This is a genomic window from Paenarthrobacter sp. FR1 (genome assembly GCF_051106045.1).
GTDB classification, from domain to species: Bacteria; Actinomycetota; Actinomycetes; order Actinomycetales; family Micrococcaceae; genus Arthrobacter; species Arthrobacter nitroguajacolicus_A.
This window is the reverse complement of sequence record NZ_JBPFSF010000004.1, coordinates 1-16,301: the sequence shown is the minus strand read 5'-3', so window position 1 is coordinate 16,301 and position 16,301 is coordinate 1. Positions and strand designations below refer to the sequence as shown.

Genomic DNA, 16,301 nt, shown 5'->3' with positions numbered 1-16,301 from the left:
GGTTGAAGTTATCGGTTTTGGGGGAAACCATCCGGGGACCCCCACCTCCGGGCTCCGATCTTTCGATCGACGGCATCACATCTATCGTGGGGGTAATAGTGGTTGCATCAACAGAAACGTCCTCAGGTTCATCCTCAGAAGCGGATCTGGAGCGGGGCAAGGGCAGCCCCGGAAAGGCTCCCAGAGTCCGCGCTATCCTGGCCGGTGGCCTGGTCCTCGGAGTTGGTGCGGCGATCACCCTGGCCGCGTGGAACGATTCCGATTTCGCGCAAGGCACCTTCACAGCAGGCTCCTTCAACCTGCAGGGCAGTACCAACGGAACAACCTTCACGGAGAACCCCGTGGGCTCTCCGGCCACGTTGGGCTTCACGACGAATCCTGCGAACTTGTCGCCCGGTGACGTGGTCACGGCTCCCTTTGCCGTCAGGTTGGACGGAGCCTCCACGTACGATGCCACCGTCACCCTGTCCACTGAGGCCTCCACGGGCTCGCTGGCGGGGTTGACCTACGAGCTCACCCAGTCGGAAGATTTCGGCTGCGCCGAGACCGTAACGGAGACACTGGTCACTGCCGGACAGACGCTGGGATCGACGCCGGCAAGTGTCACTTTCGATCTGGCCCAGGGAGCCGGCACCGACCCCGGAGCCCCCGTGAACCTCTGCTTCAGGGTCACGGCGGGCGCGGTTGTCCAAGCCCAAACAGGGTCCACCACCTGGGAATTCGCCGCACAATCGCAGTGATCCATGGGTCGTCGACAAGCCAAGACCAAGCACGGTGCGGCGCTCCTCCGCATCCGTGCGATCCTCGCCGGAGCGTTGGTGCTGGGACTCGGCAGCACGGTGACACTGGCGTCGTGGACAGACAGTGACTTTGCCGCAGGGTCGTTCGGGGCCAGCGTGTTCGTCACGGAATCCAACGTCACCAAACCCTATGACGCCCAGGGAACATGGAGCCCAAACGACGCATCTCCCGGGGCGGCGCTGGTGTTCAATGCCGTTTCCATGAGCCCGGGCACAGTTGTCTACGCGCCCTTCGCCATCCGGACCAAGGCGACGTCGGTAGCTGGCGAGGTTGTCCTGGGTGTTCCTGTGGTGACCAGCAGCGGCATCGGAACCGCAGACCTGGGGGCGGCGCTTCGCTACCGGGTGGTGCGATCAGCCACCTGCGCCGCGTCTGCCTTCACAGGGACGCCTGCGTTTGTGGTGGGTAGCGACGGAGCCAAGCCGTTCACCTCGGGCCAGGCGGCCGGTATCGTGAATCCCTTGGCGGCCGCTACGGCCACGCTGCCCGGGGCGCCGACGCAATTCTGCTTTGAGGTCACCCTGCCGGTGGGCGCCAACAACGCCCTGCAGGGCCAGACGGCCACCGCTACCTGGCAGTTCACTGCCACCTCAAGCACATGAACCGCCGTCCGCTCAGCGGCCGGCTACGGGAAGCCCTGCTGAATATGGCAGCTGCGGGCGGTGCCGTGTGCATCCTTGCCGTGGTCTGCGCACTCATGTTCAACATCACGTTGATCATGTTCAAGACGGGTTCCATGGCACCAGCCATTCCGGCTGGATCACTCGCCGTGGTCCGGGAGATCCCCGCAGCCGAGGTCACCATTGGCGATGTCGTAACCGTGGACAGGCCGGGAAAGCTCCCCATCACGCACCGGGTCCAAACAATCGGGCCCGCGGACGGGGCAGCACGGACCATCACCATGAAAGGCGACGCCAACACCGAATCCGACCCCGCACCCTATGTAGTGCAGCGCGTCCGGCTGGTTCTCTGGTCCGCGCCCGGACTCGCCTATCCGCTGACAGCGGCGGCCAATCCGGTGGTCCTTGGCGCCACGACTGTGGCGGTGTCCGCCCTGGTGACATGGGTCCTGTGGCCCCGCCACGCGCCGCGGCGGAGGAGCGGGCAGCACGTTGCGGCGTAAGGGGGTTTGGGCTTCAGGGCTGGCAGGCGTGCTCCTGCTGGGTGCCGTTCCCGCTTTCGGGGCGGACGGGGAACCTTCCGGTTGGTTGGAGCTCGACGCCGGTCCGGCTGGCCAGGTGCACCACCTCACCCCTGGCGGGAGTGCGGATTGGGCGATTGGCATCCGCGCGCCGGGTGAAGCGGCGGGCACGCTGGAAATATGGCTGGAGCCAGGCGCCAATGACGACGCAGGACTCAGGAAGTACCTCAGCGTTGAGTTGCGTGCGTGCGATCAGCCCTGGACCGGCGGCATTTGCCCGGGAGGTCACCGGAGCCTGCTGGCGCCCACAGAGTTGAATCGGGCCGAAGGCCTGCGAATGAACCTCATGGAACCCGGATGGGCCGTCACCAGGGGACAGTACGTTCTGGTGACTGCGTGGCTCGCAAAGGACGTACCGCAGGAAATGCGGGGGAGTCGGATGAAGATCGTGGTGGGCGTTCGCGGCTCTGGAGACGGCGCCTCTGGAGACGGCGCCTCCGGTTCGGTCCCGGCGCAGCCAACCGGGCCGCCGTCGAGCATTTTGGCTGAAACGGGAGCCAGGCTGGGCGGTTTTGCGCTCCTCGGTTTCCTTGCCGTGGCGGCCGGGTTTGGATTGTCGCGCCTGCGGGGTGCAGGCCCATGAAAAAGGCCCCGAAGAAGGTCCTGGCGTCTCTTGGCGCCCTGCTGTTACCGCTGGTCTTGCTCTTCACGGCGTCGAGCCCGCATTCCGTGACTGAGGCAGCGTGGCAGCGGGACGAGGTTGTGCGCGGCAGCCTCGGGACCATCACCATTCCCCCTGCCACGCTGAACGGCCCATGCGAGTACCACCCGGTCTTCCTTGGGGTTGGGGCGTACGTGCGGGTCTTTTGGAAGCCACCGGCCGGCTATCCGAATCTGACGGACACCGTCATGGACGTTCACCTGGTCACGGCAGGTTCCACGGTGACCACGTTGCAGGGCTATCCGGGGCCGTCCAACACCACAGGATCACCGGCCGGCTACACCACTGACATACCCGCAACGCTGTTGGGTGGCCTTCTGGGATTCAACACCCAGTTCAACATAGATATCTTCACCTCAGCCAACGGTTGGAGGTCCACGCCGGTGTCCGTCCGGGCAAATGCGGGGATCCTTGCAGGCATCGGGGGATCGTGCACCAATGTGGCGTAGCAAACTTCACCGAGTGGTCCACCACTGTGCCTTGACACAAGAGAAAGCGGCGCCATCGGCTAAACTTGGCTGGTAAGAGCCCCGAACTCTTGCGCATGCCAGCCCTTGTGGCAGGCTGCACCGGTAACGTCGGGGCATTCTCATGTACGGCGCCTAGCCATCTCGGCCTGGCCCGAAAGAATGGGGGAGGATCCCATGCCCGCTATCGTGATCGTCGGAGCCCAGTGGGGCGACGAAGGCAAAGGCAAAGCAACCGATCTGCTCGGTGGCCGCGTTGACTACGTGGTCAAGCCCAACGGCGGTAACAACGCCGGGCACACCGTGGTTGTTGGCGGTGAGAAGTACGAGCTGAAGCTCCTTCCCGCGGGCATCCTGAGCCCCAACGCCATTCCCATTATTGGCAACGGCTGCGTGGTGAACCTCGAGGCACTCTTCCAGGAAATCGATGGCCTCGAAGCCCGCGGTGCGGACACTTCCCGCCTGCGCGTCTCGGCCAACGCCCACCTGGTAGCCCCATACCACCAGGTGCTGGACAAGGTCACCGAGCGCTTCCTCGGCAGCCGCGCCATCGGCACCACCGGCCGCGGCATCGGCCCGGCCTACATGGACAAGGTGGCCCGTCTGGGCATCCGCGTCCAGGACGTTTTCGACGAGTCGATCCTCCGCCAGAAGGTGGAAGGTTCGTTGCGCCAGAAGAACGAACTCCTGGTCAAGGTCTACAACCGCCGCGACATCGTGGTGGATGAGATCGTGGACTACTTCCTGTCCTTCGCCGAGCGGCTTCGCCCGCTGGTCATCGACAGCACCCTTGAGCTGAACAATGCCCTGGACGAAGGCAAGGTTGTGCTCATGGAAGGCGGACAGGCGACGTTCCTGGACGTGGACCACGGCACTTACCCGTTCGTCACCTCGTCCAACCCCACAGCCGGCGGCGCTTCTGTTGGCTCGGGCATTGGCCCCACCCGTATTTCGCGGTCCATCGGCATCATCAAGGCGTACACCACGCGCGTTGGCGCAGGCCCGTTCCCCACGGAACTCTTCGACGAAATGGGCGTGTACCTGCAGAAGACCGGTGGCGAGTTCGGTGTGAACACCGGCCGCCCCCGCCGTTGCGGTTGGTACGACGCCGTCCTGGCCCGCCACGCTTCCCGCGTCAATGGCTTCACGGACTACTTCGTCACCAAGCTGGACGTCCTCACGGGCATCGAGCAGATCCCGGTGTGCGTCGCCTACGACGTTGACGGCGTGCGCCACGACGAAATGCCCATGACGCAGACCGAGTTCCACCACGCAGTGCCGATTTTCGAGTACTTCGACGGCTGGACCGAGGACATCACTGGCGCCCGCACCCTGGAGGACCTCCCGGAGAACGCGCGCAACTACGTGCTGGCCCTCGAAAAGCTCTCCGGTACGCGCTTCTCGGCCATCGGTGTCGGCCCGGACCGCGACCAGACGATCGTGGTCCACGACCTGATCAACGACTAGCTTTTACTGAACTTCGACGACGGCGGGTCACCTTGGTTCCTTAAGGAACCGGAGGTGGACCGCCGTTGTTGTTCCAGGGTCGAACGGCTCGTGAATCCGGGACTAATTCGCCGACATGCGGGGTTACGCCATGTGGAACGAAACCGGTGATGACGACGGGACCAGAGACATGACGACAGCAACTGAAGAAGGCGTCGGGTTCCGTTCCCGGCGCGGACCAATCCTTGTTGCACTGATGCTCGCAACGGGCTTGGTCGCGATCGATGCCACCATAGTTGCCACGGCAGTGCCTTCGATCGTTGAGGACATTGGCGGGTTCGCCTCCTTCCCTTGGCTGTTTTCCGCCTACCTGTTGGCGCAGGCCGTTTCAGTGCCCGTTTACGCCAAGCTCTCGGATGTCCTGGGCCGCAAGCCGGTGATCCTGCTCGGCATCGGCCTTTTCCTGCTCGGCTCGATTCTCTGCGGAGTGGCGTGGAGTATGCCGGCACTCATCGCGTTCAGGGTCCTTCAAGGACTTGGGGCGGGCGCCGTCCAGCCTGTGGCGATCACGATTGCCGGCGACATCTACACGCTTACCGAGCGTGCCAAAGTGCAAGGCTACTTGGCCAGCGTGTGGGCTGTTTCGTCTGTCGTGGGACCAACGCTCGGAGGCCTTTTCGCGTCCCTTGGCATCTGGCGGTGGATCTTCCTCATCAACATTCCGCTGTGCCTCCTGGCCGCTTGGATGCTGATCCGTACCTTCCACGAGAACGTTGAGCCTACCAAGCACCGGATCGACTACGTGGGCGCCGGGCTCCTGACCATCTCCTTGAGCCTGCTTATCCTCGGAGCCCTCCAGGGCGGCCAGGCCTGGGCTTGGAATTCGCCCATCAGCATCACGGTCTTCGCCGTGGGAGCTTTGGTCTTCGTCGCGTTCCTGCTGGTCGAAAGGAAGGCCGCAGAGCCGGTGCTGCCGCCCTGGGTGGTCTCTCGCCGGCTCCTGGCGACGACGGCGATGGTCGCATTCGGTGTTGGTGCGGTGATGCTTGGGCTTACTTCCTACGTCCCCACGTTCCTTGAGGGCGCCTTGTCCACGTCACCTCTGCTCGCTGGCTTGGCCCTGGCAGCCCTGACGCTGGGCTGGCCGATCAGCGCGTCGCAGGCCGGCCGGTTCTACCTTCGCATCGGCTTCCGTAAGACTGCCATTATCGGCATCCTGATCACCGTCATTGGCACCGCTGTCCTTGCCTTGACTGCCTCATCCCCCAACGTCCTCCTGGTGGCCGCGGCGTGCTTCATCGTGGGACTCGGCCTGGGGTTGGTCGCAACGCCGAGCCTCATTGCCGCGCAGACCAGCGTGGAGTGGAACGAGCGCGGCGTGGTCACCGGTACCAACCTCTTTGCACGCTCCATCGGCAGTGCCATTGGTGTGGCGGTTTTTGGCGCAGTGGCCAATGCCATTTATGCCAACGGTCCCAGCGGCGGCCCGGATCCGCAAACCACGGTGCAAGCGTCCGGAGCCGTCTTCCTGGCTGTGCTGGCCAGCGCCGTCCTCACTGTGGCAGCAGTCCTTGCCATGCCGGCGGAGAGCAAAGCCGGAACCACGGAACCAGCCAGGAATCCCAGTTCGGAACCTGCCAACGACTAGTCTCGAACGCATGGACGAACTCATCACCGGCACCCTTGAGAAGTTGTTTGAAGGAACAGTCTGGGCCGAGGGCCCGCTCTGGGTTCCGCAGTCGCAGACGGTTCGCTGGAGCGACATCCCCAACAACCGCATCCTGGAGTTCAACCCCGCCACAGCGCAGACGCGCGAGTACGCCACCGCCGTCGAATACACCAACGGGCGGACCCTGGACCACGACGGCAGCGTGGTGCAGTGCAGCCACGGCCGCAGGCGCGTTGAGCGGGATCACGACGGCGTGGTGACAGGCATCGTCGACTCGTTCGGTGGCCATCGGCTCAATTCGCCCAACGACGTGGTGGTGGCGCGGGACGGCACAGTCTGGTTCACGGATCCGCCGTACGGGATTCTGCCGGGGACCACTGAAGGGTACGAAGGTGAGCAGGAATATGATGGCTGCTTCGTGTTCCGCTTCGACCCCATCACGGAAGAACTGACGGCCGTGGTCACGGACCTCATTCACCCCAACGGACTGGCGTTTTCCCCGGACGAATCGCTGCTTTATGTGGCGGATACGGCGGGACCGGGGCTCGGGGTACCGCTCAGGATCGCTGCCTACCCGGTCGACGGCGGCGGGTGCGGGGCTGGTGGGACCTTCGTTGAGCTGGAGGACGACGCAGCCTCGGACGGATTCCGTGTTGACGTCGAAGGGCGCGTGTGGACGTCCGCGGGGTCGGCCGTGCGCGTCTACTCGTCCGACGGCGAGCTGCTGACCGCCGTCGACGTTCCGGAGCGGGTTTCCAACGTGTGCTTCGGCGGGCCTGATGGCAAGGACCTCTACATCACGGCGACTACCAGCCTGTACCGGCTCCGCACGTCGACGCGCGACTCGGCCAGCCGGCACTAACCGATCCACCGCTCGACATTCGTGCATTGAGGGGAGCATAATAGTTAGCGGAGCTAATTAGCATTGCTAACTATTATCCCATCCCAGGAGGCGCCTCCCAGTGACGGCAACCAACCCAGCATCCACCGCAGCCCCCGAAGCAGAGGGCATTCGTGCCGATACCTTGGCCATCGATCTTCGAACCGCGGTGATGCGCACATCGCGCAGGCTCCGCATCGAAGCTACCGGCGATGTCATTACCCCGGGCCAGTACACAGTGCTGGCCCATCTCAACGCCGGTTCGCAGACCCTCCGGGAACTCGCGGAGCGGGAGCACGTCCAGGCCCCCTCCATGACCCGGATCGTGAACGCGTTGACGGACCAGGGTTTCGCCGCCCGCCAATCCCATCCAGGAGACGGACGCCAGGTCCAGATCAGCATCACTCCCGCAGGACAGGAAGTCTTGGCGGAGGCACGCAGCCAACGCACAGCCTGGCTGGCCCAGCGTGTTGCGGGACTCAGCGAGGAGGACCGACTGACGCTCAGCCGCGCCGCGCACATCATGCAGGAAATGAGCGCCAAATGAGTGCCATGTTCCGGGCGCTGGAAAATCCCAACTACCGGCTCTGGGCCGGGGGCGCCCTGGTGTCGAATATTGGAACGTGGATGCAGCGAGTTGCCCAGGACTGGCTGGTCCTGACGGTCCTCACCAACCACTCCGGGACGGCTGTGGGAATCACCACTGCACTGCAGTTCCTTCCGATGCTGCTGCTGGGACCCTACGCAGGCGTGCTTGCCGACCGCTACCGCAAACGCGTGATCCTGCTGTGGACCCAGACCGCCATGGGGATCTGCGGGCTGGTTGTCGGCCTGTTGGTGGTGACGGGCGTAGCGGAGTTGTGGCATGTCTATTTGGCCGCACTGGCACTGGGAATCGCCGCAGCGATCGACGGTCCGGCCCGGCAAGCGTTCGTCTCCGAACTGGTGGGACCGGACAGAATCTCCAACGCAGTGGCACTGAACTCCGCATCATTCAACAGCGCGAGGCTTACCGGCCCGGCGATTGCCGGCGTGCTCATCGCGTGGATCGGCACCGGGCCCGTGTTTCTGCTTAACGCGGCAAGCTTTGTGGCCGTCATCATCTCCCTCTTCCGCGTCAAGGTCTCCCAGCTCGAGCCAAGCACCCCGGTGGTCCGCGGCAAGCATCAGGTGATGGACGGCCTGCGCTACGTTCGCCAGCGCCCGGACCTGGTCCTCATCCTGGTCATGGTGGGGCTCCTGGGGGCCTTCGGCATGAACTTCCCGGTCACCAACTCCATGATGTCGGCCGCCGAGTTCGGTATGGGACCGGAGGAATTCGGACTTCTGGGCTCCATCATGGCTGTGGGCACCCTTGCAGGTGCGCTGCTTGCTGCCCGCCGCTCCGGCCCGCGGCTCCGCTACATGCTCGGGGGAGCGCTGAGCTTGGGTGCTTTCACGCTCCTGGCCAGCATCTCCCCGACCTTCTGGATTTACGCCGCTGTGCTGGTCCCGGTCGGACTGGCCTCGATCACCTTCCTCAACAGTTGCAACACCACCATCCAGTTGTCCGTGGAACCCCAATTCCGCGGGCGTGTTTTGGCCTTGTACCTCGCCATCTTGCAAGGGGGTACCGCAATTGGCGCTCCGCTCATGGGCTGGATCGGCACAGAGTTCGGCCCCCGATGGGCTGTGGCAGCGGGCGGTGCCGTAGTCCTCGTCGCGGGCATCGCCTCGATTGTCCTGGTCAGCCGCCGCAGCCAAAAGACACTGCGTGAACGCATACGCGGGGCCCGGCTCCGGAGGCGCGCAGCCCAACCTTCCTGAGTGGCTAACGGACGCACGCGGACGACGACGGGCGCAAACCTCCCGCAGCAAACGCCCCCTAGGCGCGCTGCGCCCCGCCCGATAGGCTGAACAAAAGCACCAGTCGTGCAGTCAAGGGAGTTACCGTGTCAGGAAGCAACCCCGATCCTTACGAAGACAAGCTCACTGGCCTGGAACCCGGAGGAGGGGTGCCGCCGGGCGAGACACCTCCCGGGGAAGCCTCGACTGCAGGGCCGCAGGGCCACGATGAGGGCGGACCCAGGAAGGGCACGCAGGTCTTCTGGCTGGCGGCGATCGGTGCGGGCGTCTTGCTGTCACTGCTCTATTTCATCGGCTACATCGTGGGGTTCTTCGACTAGCGAGCGTAGGCAATGGCCCGGGGCGCTTCACCACTCCGGACTAGGCATCACCACTCCGGACTAGGCTGGGACGTGGGACTGGTGGCGACTGTCACCGTGGTCCTCCTGCGTTCCCGTACCGAATTGGATGGTGCCTAGTGGCTTCCCTTGACCTGGCCGACTTCCGTGCGGCCGTGCAGAATCCAGAGGGTGTCAGTACCCGGGCGATTGATCTGCACGCGAACGCCCACGATGCCTCGCATTTCCTGCTGATTCCGCAGGCGGTGGTCACGGCGGAGAGCGCTGCCGAGGTAGGTGGTTTGCTGCAGGCAAGCGCACTTCAGGGCGTGCCGCTGACGCTCCGCTCCGGCGGTACCAGCCTGAGCGGTCAAGCTGTCACCGACGGCGTACTGGTGGACGTTCGCCGGCACTTCAGGGACATCGAGGTGCTCGACGACGGCGCCAGGGTCCGCGTCCAGCCTGGCGTGACGGTCAGGGCACTGAACGCAAGGCTGGCACGCCATGGTCGAAAGTTCGGGCCCGACCCGGCCAGCGAAGCCGCGTGCACCATTGGCGGCGTTGTAGCCAACAATTCCTCCGGCATGAACTGCGGCACCGTGGACAACAGCTACCGGACCTTGGAATCCCTGACCTTGGTGCTGCCCTCCGGAACGGTGATCGATACAGGGGCACCGGATGCAGATCAAAAGCTCCGCGCCGTGGAGCCGGAACTGTATGGGGGCCTGGCCCGGCTGGCCGAGCGTGTCCGGAACAACCCGGATTCCGTGCAGAGAATCCGCCAACAGTTTTCCATGAAGAACACCATGGGCTATGGGCTGAACTCACTGCTGGACTACCGGAACCCGGTGGACATCATGGCTCATCTGATCATTGGCAGCGAAGGCACCCTGGGCTTTGTGGCGGAGGCGGTCTTCCGGACCATTCCACTCCTCCAGCACGCTGCTGCCGGCCTCCTGGTCTTCCCCGACCTTGAGTCAGCGAATGAAGCGTTGCCCACGCTGGTGGATACGGGGGCCGCAACCATTGAGCTGATGGATGCCTTGTCACTGAAGGTGGGCCAGACGCTCAAGGGGGCGCCCGCCGTCGTCCATGACATAGCGGTCCGCGACCATGCCGCCCTGCTCGTGGAGTATTCCGCAAGCAGCGCCGAGCAGCTGGAGGAGCTTCGCTTGGGCGGTGCCGGAGTCCTGCAGGGCCTGGGCTTGTCGACCCCAGCGCAGTTCACCGCCGATGCCCGGGAACGCGGTCAATTGTGGCAGCTGCGAAAAGGTCTCTACGCCTCCGTCGCGGGGGCGCGTCCCCAGGGGACAACGGCACTTCTGGAGGATGTTGTGGTCCCGGTGCCAGTCCTGGGCCGCACGTGCCGGGGGCTCATCGGGTTGTTCGAGAAGTATGGTTACGGCAACAGCGTGATCTTCGGCCATGCCAAAGATGGCAACGTCCACTTCATGCTCACCGACGCCTTTGCCACACCATCGGAGCTGGAGCGTTACAGCGCCTTCACCGAGGACATGGTGGACCTTGTCCTGGCCGAAGGGGGATCACTGAAGGCCGAACATGGAACCGGGCGGGTCATGGCTCCCTACGTTCGCAGGCAGTACGGCGACGAGCTCTATGACGTCATGCGCACCATCAAGCGCCTCTTCGACCCTGCGGGGATGCTCAACCCGGGTGTGGTGATGGATGAGGATCCCATGGCCCATCTTCGCCACATCAAAACGGCGCCGCCGGTTGCGGAGGAAGTGGACCGCTGCGTTTCCTGCGGTTATTGCGAGCCGGTGTGCCCCAGCAAGGACATCACCCTCACGCCGCGGCAGAGGATCGTCACGCTGCGGGCCATTGAGTCTGCCCGGCTGGCCGGAGACCTGGCGTTGGTGAAGGAGCTGGAACGCGACTACCACTACGAGTCGGTGGAAACCTGCGCCGTGGACGGCATGTGCCAAACTGCTTGTCCGGTGGACATCAACACCGGATCGCTGGTGAAGCGTCTCAGGAAGAACGACGCCGGCAAACTCGCCAACGGCGCGTGGAGCACGGCAGCCAAGCACTGGGAGGGCGTCACCCGCGGCGCAGCGCTTGCCTTGACCGTGGTGGACAGGCTTCCGGAGGCTGTCATCTCGCTCCCCAACAAAGCGGCGCGGGCAGTGTTGGGCGCAGACACTGTACCCCTCTACTCCGCGGAGCTTCCAGCCGGCGGGGCGGCCCGGAAACGGACCCTCCCGGCAGGCGACGCTGACGCTGTGTACTTTCCGGCGTGCGTGGGCACGATGTTTGGGCCGGCAGGGTTTGGGCCGGCAGGGTTTGGGCCGGCAGGTGCCTCTTCCGGAGATTCGGGCCGAGGCGTGCAGTACAGCTTCGAGCAGCTGTCTGCCCGCGCAGGCATCACGCTCCTGGTACCGGAAGGCATCGACGGCTTGTGCTGCGGAACGCCATGGTCCTCCAAGGGGATGCTGGAGGGCCAGGAGACCATGAAAGCGAGGACACTGGCTGCCCTCCGGGAGGCAACCCGGGGAGGGGAGTTGCCCATTGTCTGTGATGCGTCGTCCTGCACGGAGGGCCTGCGCCATGCGGTCGCATCGGAAACCCCCGTTGGCGGTCAGCTTCCCCTGCGCATTGTGGATGCCGTCGGCTTCGCCGCCGAGCGGATCCTGCCCGGGCTGCCCCAGCACGAAAAGCTTGAGTCGTTGGCCCTGCATCCAACGTGCTCGTCCACACGGATGGGCCTCAATGATGCTCTCGGCGCAGTGGCAGGGGCCGTGGCAGCGCGCGTGGAGATCCCCGAAAACTGGGGATGTTGTGCGTTTGCCGGTGACCGCGGAATGTTGCATCCGGAACTGACGGAGTCGGCGACGGCACGTCAGGCAGTCGACGTGGCGGATATGAACGCCGCGGCCCACGCCTCCTGTAACCGGACCTGCGAACTTGGCATGACACGTGCAACGGGTTCGCAGTACCGGCACGTACTGGAGTTGCTGGAAGAGGTCACCCGCCAACCATCCTGAACCACGGACCAGGATGGTTGGCTCCGGACTTCTACTCGACGAGCTTCCCCGCGACGGAGTCGTCCGCGTTGGCCTCGGCCAAGGCGCGGAAGGAATCCGGAGCCAGCGGCAGGCTTTCGAACCTGGCGCCCTCATCCGTGGACCAGACAAAGTTCCCCCGGAGTGAGGGATCTGCCGTGGGGAAGTCAGCACGGTTGTGGGCGCCGCGGGTTTCGCGGCGTTCAAGGGCGCATTCAAGGGTGGCTCGTGCTGCCAGCAGGGAGCCGAGCAGGTCGTAGGCGTGGGCCAGGTCATCGAACCCCGCTATGTCCGGATGGGCGGTAACCAGCTGGGCACGTTCCTCCAAAGCGGTCAGCTTGGCGAGTCCTTGTTCCAGTCCCTGTTCGGTGCGTACCACCCCGGCGTGTTCGGTCATGAGGTTGCGTAGTTCACGCTGCAGCCGCCGAGCGGACTCTGTTCCGCGTTCACTGAGCAGTGACTGCATTTCCCCGCGGGCTATTCCGACGGCAGCGGAATCCCGAACGATATGGGTGCGCGAATGGACGTAGCGGGCCACATGCTCGCCGGTGATACGCCCATAGACGAGGAGCTCGATCAGTGAATTGCCGCCCAGGCGGTTGGCGCCGTGCAGCCCGGAGGATGCCTCGCCGATTGCGTACAGGCCGTTCACTCCCGTTCCGTGGTCCTCCGGTGCAACCCAAACCCCGCCCATCGAGTAATGCGCGGTGGGCGCAATCTCGATTTTTGTGGTGGTGATGTCCAGCATCTGCAGGTCGATCAGGGTGCGATAGACCCGAGGCAGCTTTTCCATGATGGTTTCACGTGGCAGGTGGGAAACGTCCAGGTAGACGCCGCCCTTCTGGGTCCCGCGACCTTCTGCGACCTCGGTGAATGCGGCCAGCGCAACCCGGTCGCGGGTGGACAGTTCCATGCGCTCTGGGTCGTAGCGTTCCATGAAGCGCTCACCCAGCGCGTTGGTGAGGATTCCCCCTTCTCCACGCGCCGCCTCGGAGACCAAGGTACCGGCCGCGTCGTCGGGCTCCACCAGGCCGGATGGGTGGAACTGGACCAGCTCGGCGTCGCGGATCCGGGCTCCGGCCAGGGCAGCCAGGCGGAAGGAGTCTCCGGTGTTCTCATCACGCCTGGACGACGTGTGCCGCCAGATGCGGGTATGTCCGCCGGCGGCCAGGATGACCGCATCGGCGTGGATCTGCACGGGGGTACCGTCAACGATGTCGAATCCATAGGCCCCGAAGATGGTGCCGTCGGCCACGAGCAGCCGGGTGATGTAGACGGTGTCGATGATCGGCACATTCAATTCTGCGGCCCGGCGCATCAGCGTGCGCTGGATTTCCAAGCCGGTGTAGTCCCCTGCGTAGGCGGTGCGGCGATACTTGTGCGCGCCGAAGAAGCGCTGTGAGATGCGGCCATCCTCCTCCCGGGCAAATGGCATGCCCCACTGTTCAAGGTCCTCGATACCGCGGGCCGCATTGCGGGCTACTGTCTCGACGATGGACGGGTCGGCCAGGAAATAGGACTCCCGCAAGGTGTCGGCCGCGTGCTGCTGCCAGCTGTCCTCGGGATCCATCGTGCCCAAAGCGGCGTTGATGCCACCGGCGGCCAGGCTCGTGTGGGCGTCATGCTTGCGGCGCTTACCCACTGCCAGCACCTGCACGCCTTGTTGGGCGAGTTCGATGGACGCTCGCAGGCCGGCGCCGCCCGTGCCGATGACCAGCACGGTGGTAGACAAAAGGCGTTCTGGGTTGGTGTTGAGGTTCATGGTTTCAACGCTAAAAGGAGCTGCGTCATGTCTCCAATGAATTGTTTGAGTGAAGTCCATGCGCTTACGCTATGACCATGAAGTTAGAGCAATTACGCTCCTTTGAGACGGTCGCCCGAGTGGGCCATTTCACACGCGCGGCGGAGCAACTGTTTCTCGCGCAACCTTCCCTCAGCAGGCAGATCGCAGCACTCGAGGCTGATCTTGGAATGGCTCTTTTCCATCGCGGGCCGTCCGGGGCGACCCTGACGAATGCGGGGGAGCTCCTGCTGCCCATCGCCCGGCGCATGCTCGGTGACGCGCAGACCGCACGGGAGCAGATGAACGAACTCGCAGGGTTGCGCCGTGGCCGCATTCGCCTGGGCGCTCCACCTACCCTGTGTGTCTCACTGGTGGCCGATGTGTTGGCCTCCTTCCGAAGCGCGCATCCCGGAGTGGAACTGCACATCACTGAAGGCGGTTCGCGATTCCTGGTTGATGCCCTGCACGAAAGCGCACTGGACCTGGCCCTGGTGGTCACCCGTGGAACGGACCCCGCCGTGCAGGGCACTGAACTGATTCCGTTGCTGACCGAGGAACTGGTGGTTGTCTCCGCCTCCGGATCGGCTTCCCCGGAAGAGCTCACCCTCGAAGAGTTGGCGCGCATTCCGCAGGTGGCTTTCAACCGAAGCTATGAGCTGCGGATGGCTACCGACGCTGCGTTCTCCGCCGGCGGCTTGGAACCGGTGATCGCCGTGGAAGGCGCCGAGATGGACGCCGTGCTGCGGTTCGTGGAACGGGGACTGGGGGTGGCGGTGGTGCCGGCAATGGTAGTCATCGGTCGGCCCGGACTCCGTAGTGCCCGCTTGATTAATCCCTCGCTGACCAGGACCGTCAACCTGGCCCGACGCAACGACATTGGACCCTCAGCAGCCGTAGCCGCAATGCAGGAGTTCATCTTCAGCACAGTGGACCGACTGGCGGCGCCCGGAACCGACCTTGCTCGCCTGGTCACCCCAACACCACGGCACTGACGGCGGTCAGATCAAACCGAGATCAGCCACGGCAGCCCGCTCGTCGAAAAGCTCAGCGGCTGTGGCGTCCATCTTCCTGCGGCTGAAGTCGTTCACTTCCAGTCCTTCGACAATTTCCCAGTTTCCGCCTGAGGTAGTCACTGGGTATGAATAAACAAGACCTTCGGGCACCCCATATGAGCCGTCGGAGGCAACGGCCATCGAAACCCAATCGCCCTCGGGGGTGCCAAGCAGCCAGTCGCGGGCTGCATCGATGGTTGCCGACGCCGCAGAGGCCGCAGAGGATGCGCCCCTGGCCTCGATGATCGCTGCACCCCGCTGAGCGACCGTAGGGATGAATTCGTTCTCAATCCAGTCCTGATCGTTCACCACCTCGGCCGCATTTCTGCCCGCCAACTCCGCGTTGAAGATGTCCGGGTACTGCGTCGCAGAGTGATTGCCCCAGACGGTCATCCTGCGGATCTCCCCGACCGGGACTTGTGTTTTTCGAGCAAGCTGGCCGAGGGCACGGTTATGATCCAGGCGGGTCAGGGCGCTGAATCGCGCGGCGGGGATGTCCGGGGCGTTGCTCATGGCAATCAAGGCATTCGTGTTGGCCGGATTGCCCGTCACGCCGATACGGACGTCGTCGGCCGCGACCCTGTTGAGGGCTTTGCCCTGTGCCGTGAAAATAGCACCGTTGGCGCTGAGCAGGTCTCCGCGTTCCATGCCCTTGGAACGCGGACGGGCGCCAACAAGTAAAGCCAGGTTGACGCCGTCGAATATATGGTCGGCGTCGTCGCCGATTTCCACCGAATCGAGCGCGGGAAACGCGCAGTCATCGAGCTCCATTACAACGCCCTCAAGGGCCTTCAACGCCGGCGTGATCTCCAGGAGCCGGAGTTGCACAGGAGTGTCGGCGCCGAAGAGGGCACCGCTGGCGATCCGGAACAGGAGGCTGTAGCCGATCTGGCCGGCCGCGCCGGTCACAGCGATCTTGATGGGTCTGCTCATGCGATTGACAGTACCGGCTTAGCTCCGAGATCGCTGGAGACGCGCGAAATCGCCGGAAAGGACCAGCGAACTGGAGCCGTTCCGGCGATTTCGACGATCTAGCTGTAGTGTCCCGGCAGGTTGGTGACACGGGATTGATGTGACGCAATAAGAGGACCTCCGGGTGTTGTGTGGTGCTTGTCGAGAGCAGTTACACAATCCAGGAGGTCCTCGTGTCCCACTC

15 protein-coding genes are annotated in these 16,301 nt (G+C 64.3%); 13 read left to right on the top strand and 2 right to left on the bottom strand.

Annotated elements, in window-relative coordinates; genetic code table 11:
- The first annotated feature begins 98 nt into the window (after positions 1-98).
- The 12 genes from ACR30Z_RS08945 (at position 99) to ACR30Z_RS08890 (ending at position 12,292) form a co-directional block, all read left to right on the top strand.
- Positions 99-740, top strand: coding sequence for a SipW-dependent-type signal peptide-containing protein (locus ACR30Z_RS08945; RefSeq protein ID WP_244296874.1), 642 nt, complete (start codon positions 99-101; stop codon positions 738-740).
- Positions 741-743: 3 nt separating this feature from the next.
- The gene (locus ACR30Z_RS08940) at positions 744-1,403 is read left to right on the top strand and encodes a SipW-dependent-type signal peptide-containing protein (protein WP_434372183.1); all 660 of its coding nucleotides are present in this window, start codon (positions 744-746) and stop codon (positions 1,401-1,403) included.
- The gene (locus ACR30Z_RS08935; protein WP_434372182.1) at positions 1,400-1,924 is read left to right on the top strand and encodes a signal peptidase I; all 525 of its coding nucleotides are present in this window, start codon (positions 1,400-1,402) and stop codon (positions 1,922-1,924) included. Before ACR30Z_RS08940 ends, ACR30Z_RS08935 begins: the two co-directional genes overlap by 4 nt.
- The gene (locus ACR30Z_RS08930; protein ID WP_434372181.1) at positions 1,914-2,585 is read left to right on the top strand and encodes a hypothetical protein; all 672 of its coding nucleotides are present in this window, start codon (positions 1,914-1,916) and stop codon (positions 2,583-2,585) included. The genes ACR30Z_RS08935 and ACR30Z_RS08930 overlap by 11 nt, the downstream gene beginning before the upstream one ends.
- Complete coding sequence (locus ACR30Z_RS08925; RefSeq protein ID WP_434372179.1) at positions 2,582-3,112, top strand: hypothetical protein; 531 nt, start codon at positions 2,582-2,584, stop codon at positions 3,110-3,112. The genes ACR30Z_RS08930 and ACR30Z_RS08925 overlap by 4 nt, the downstream gene beginning before the upstream one ends.
- A gap of 195 nt (positions 3,113-3,307) precedes the next feature.
- A complete protein-coding gene (locus ACR30Z_RS08920; RefSeq protein ID WP_018780072.1) occupies positions 3,308-4,597 on the top strand; it encodes an adenylosuccinate synthase in 1,290 nt (429 codons plus the stop codon).
- Between the two features lie 169 nt (positions 4,598-4,766).
- Positions 4,767-6,224 (top strand): MFS transporter, encoded by a 1,458-nt coding sequence (locus ACR30Z_RS08915; protein WP_434372177.1) that lies wholly within the window; start codon positions 4,767-4,769, stop codon positions 6,222-6,224.
- A gap of 10 nt (positions 6,225-6,234) precedes the next feature.
- Positions 6,235-7,107, top strand: a complete 873-nt coding sequence (locus tag ACR30Z_RS08910; RefSeq protein WP_144652744.1) for an SMP-30/gluconolactonase/LRE family protein — start codon at positions 6,235-6,237, stop codon at positions 7,105-7,107.
- A 100-nt stretch (positions 7,108-7,207) separates the two neighbouring features.
- The gene (locus ACR30Z_RS08905) at positions 7,208-7,672 is read left to right on the top strand and encodes a MarR family winged helix-turn-helix transcriptional regulator (protein WP_244296876.1); all 465 of its coding nucleotides are present in this window, start codon (positions 7,208-7,210) and stop codon (positions 7,670-7,672) included.
- Positions 7,669-8,931, top strand: a complete 1,263-nt coding sequence (locus ACR30Z_RS08900) for an MFS transporter (RefSeq protein ID WP_144652745.1) — start codon at positions 7,669-7,671, stop codon at positions 8,929-8,931. Before ACR30Z_RS08905 ends, ACR30Z_RS08900 begins: the two co-directional genes overlap by 4 nt.
- Positions 8,932-9,056: 125 nt before the next feature.
- Positions 9,057-9,290 carry a DUF6480 family protein gene (locus tag ACR30Z_RS08895; protein WP_144652746.1) on the top strand — a complete coding sequence of 78 codons (234 nt, stop codon included), beginning with the start codon at positions 9,057-9,059 and terminating at the stop codon, positions 9,288-9,290.
- 137 nt (positions 9,291-9,427) lie between these two features.
- Positions 9,428-12,292, top strand: a complete 2,865-nt coding sequence (locus ACR30Z_RS08890; RefSeq protein WP_434372174.1) for an FAD-binding and (Fe-S)-binding domain-containing protein — start codon at positions 9,428-9,430, stop codon at positions 12,290-12,292.
- A 31-nt stretch (positions 12,293-12,323) separates the two neighbouring features.
- On the opposite strand, the gene ACR30Z_RS08885 is transcribed toward ACR30Z_RS08890, so the two are convergent.
- The gene (locus tag ACR30Z_RS08885) at positions 12,324-14,072 is read right to left on the bottom strand and encodes an L-aspartate oxidase (protein ID WP_434372173.1); all 1,749 of its coding nucleotides are present in this window, start codon (positions 14,070-14,072) and stop codon (positions 12,324-12,326) included.
- 71 nt (positions 14,073-14,143) lie between these two features.
- Here ACR30Z_RS08885 and ACR30Z_RS08880 point away from each other — a divergent pair, with 71 nt between their 5' ends.
- Positions 14,144-15,085, top strand: coding sequence for a LysR family transcriptional regulator (locus ACR30Z_RS08880; RefSeq protein WP_434372171.1), 942 nt, complete (start codon positions 14,144-14,146; stop codon positions 15,083-15,085).
- Between the two features lie 6 nt (positions 15,086-15,091).
- Here the strand turns inward: ACR30Z_RS08880 and ACR30Z_RS08875 are convergent, their stop codons facing one another.
- Positions 15,092-16,078: a malate dehydrogenase gene (locus tag ACR30Z_RS08875; RefSeq protein WP_434372170.1), complete on the bottom strand. Its 987-nt coding sequence runs from the start codon at positions 16,076-16,078 to the stop codon at positions 15,092-15,094.
- Between the last annotated feature and the right edge of the window lie 223 nt (positions 16,079-16,301).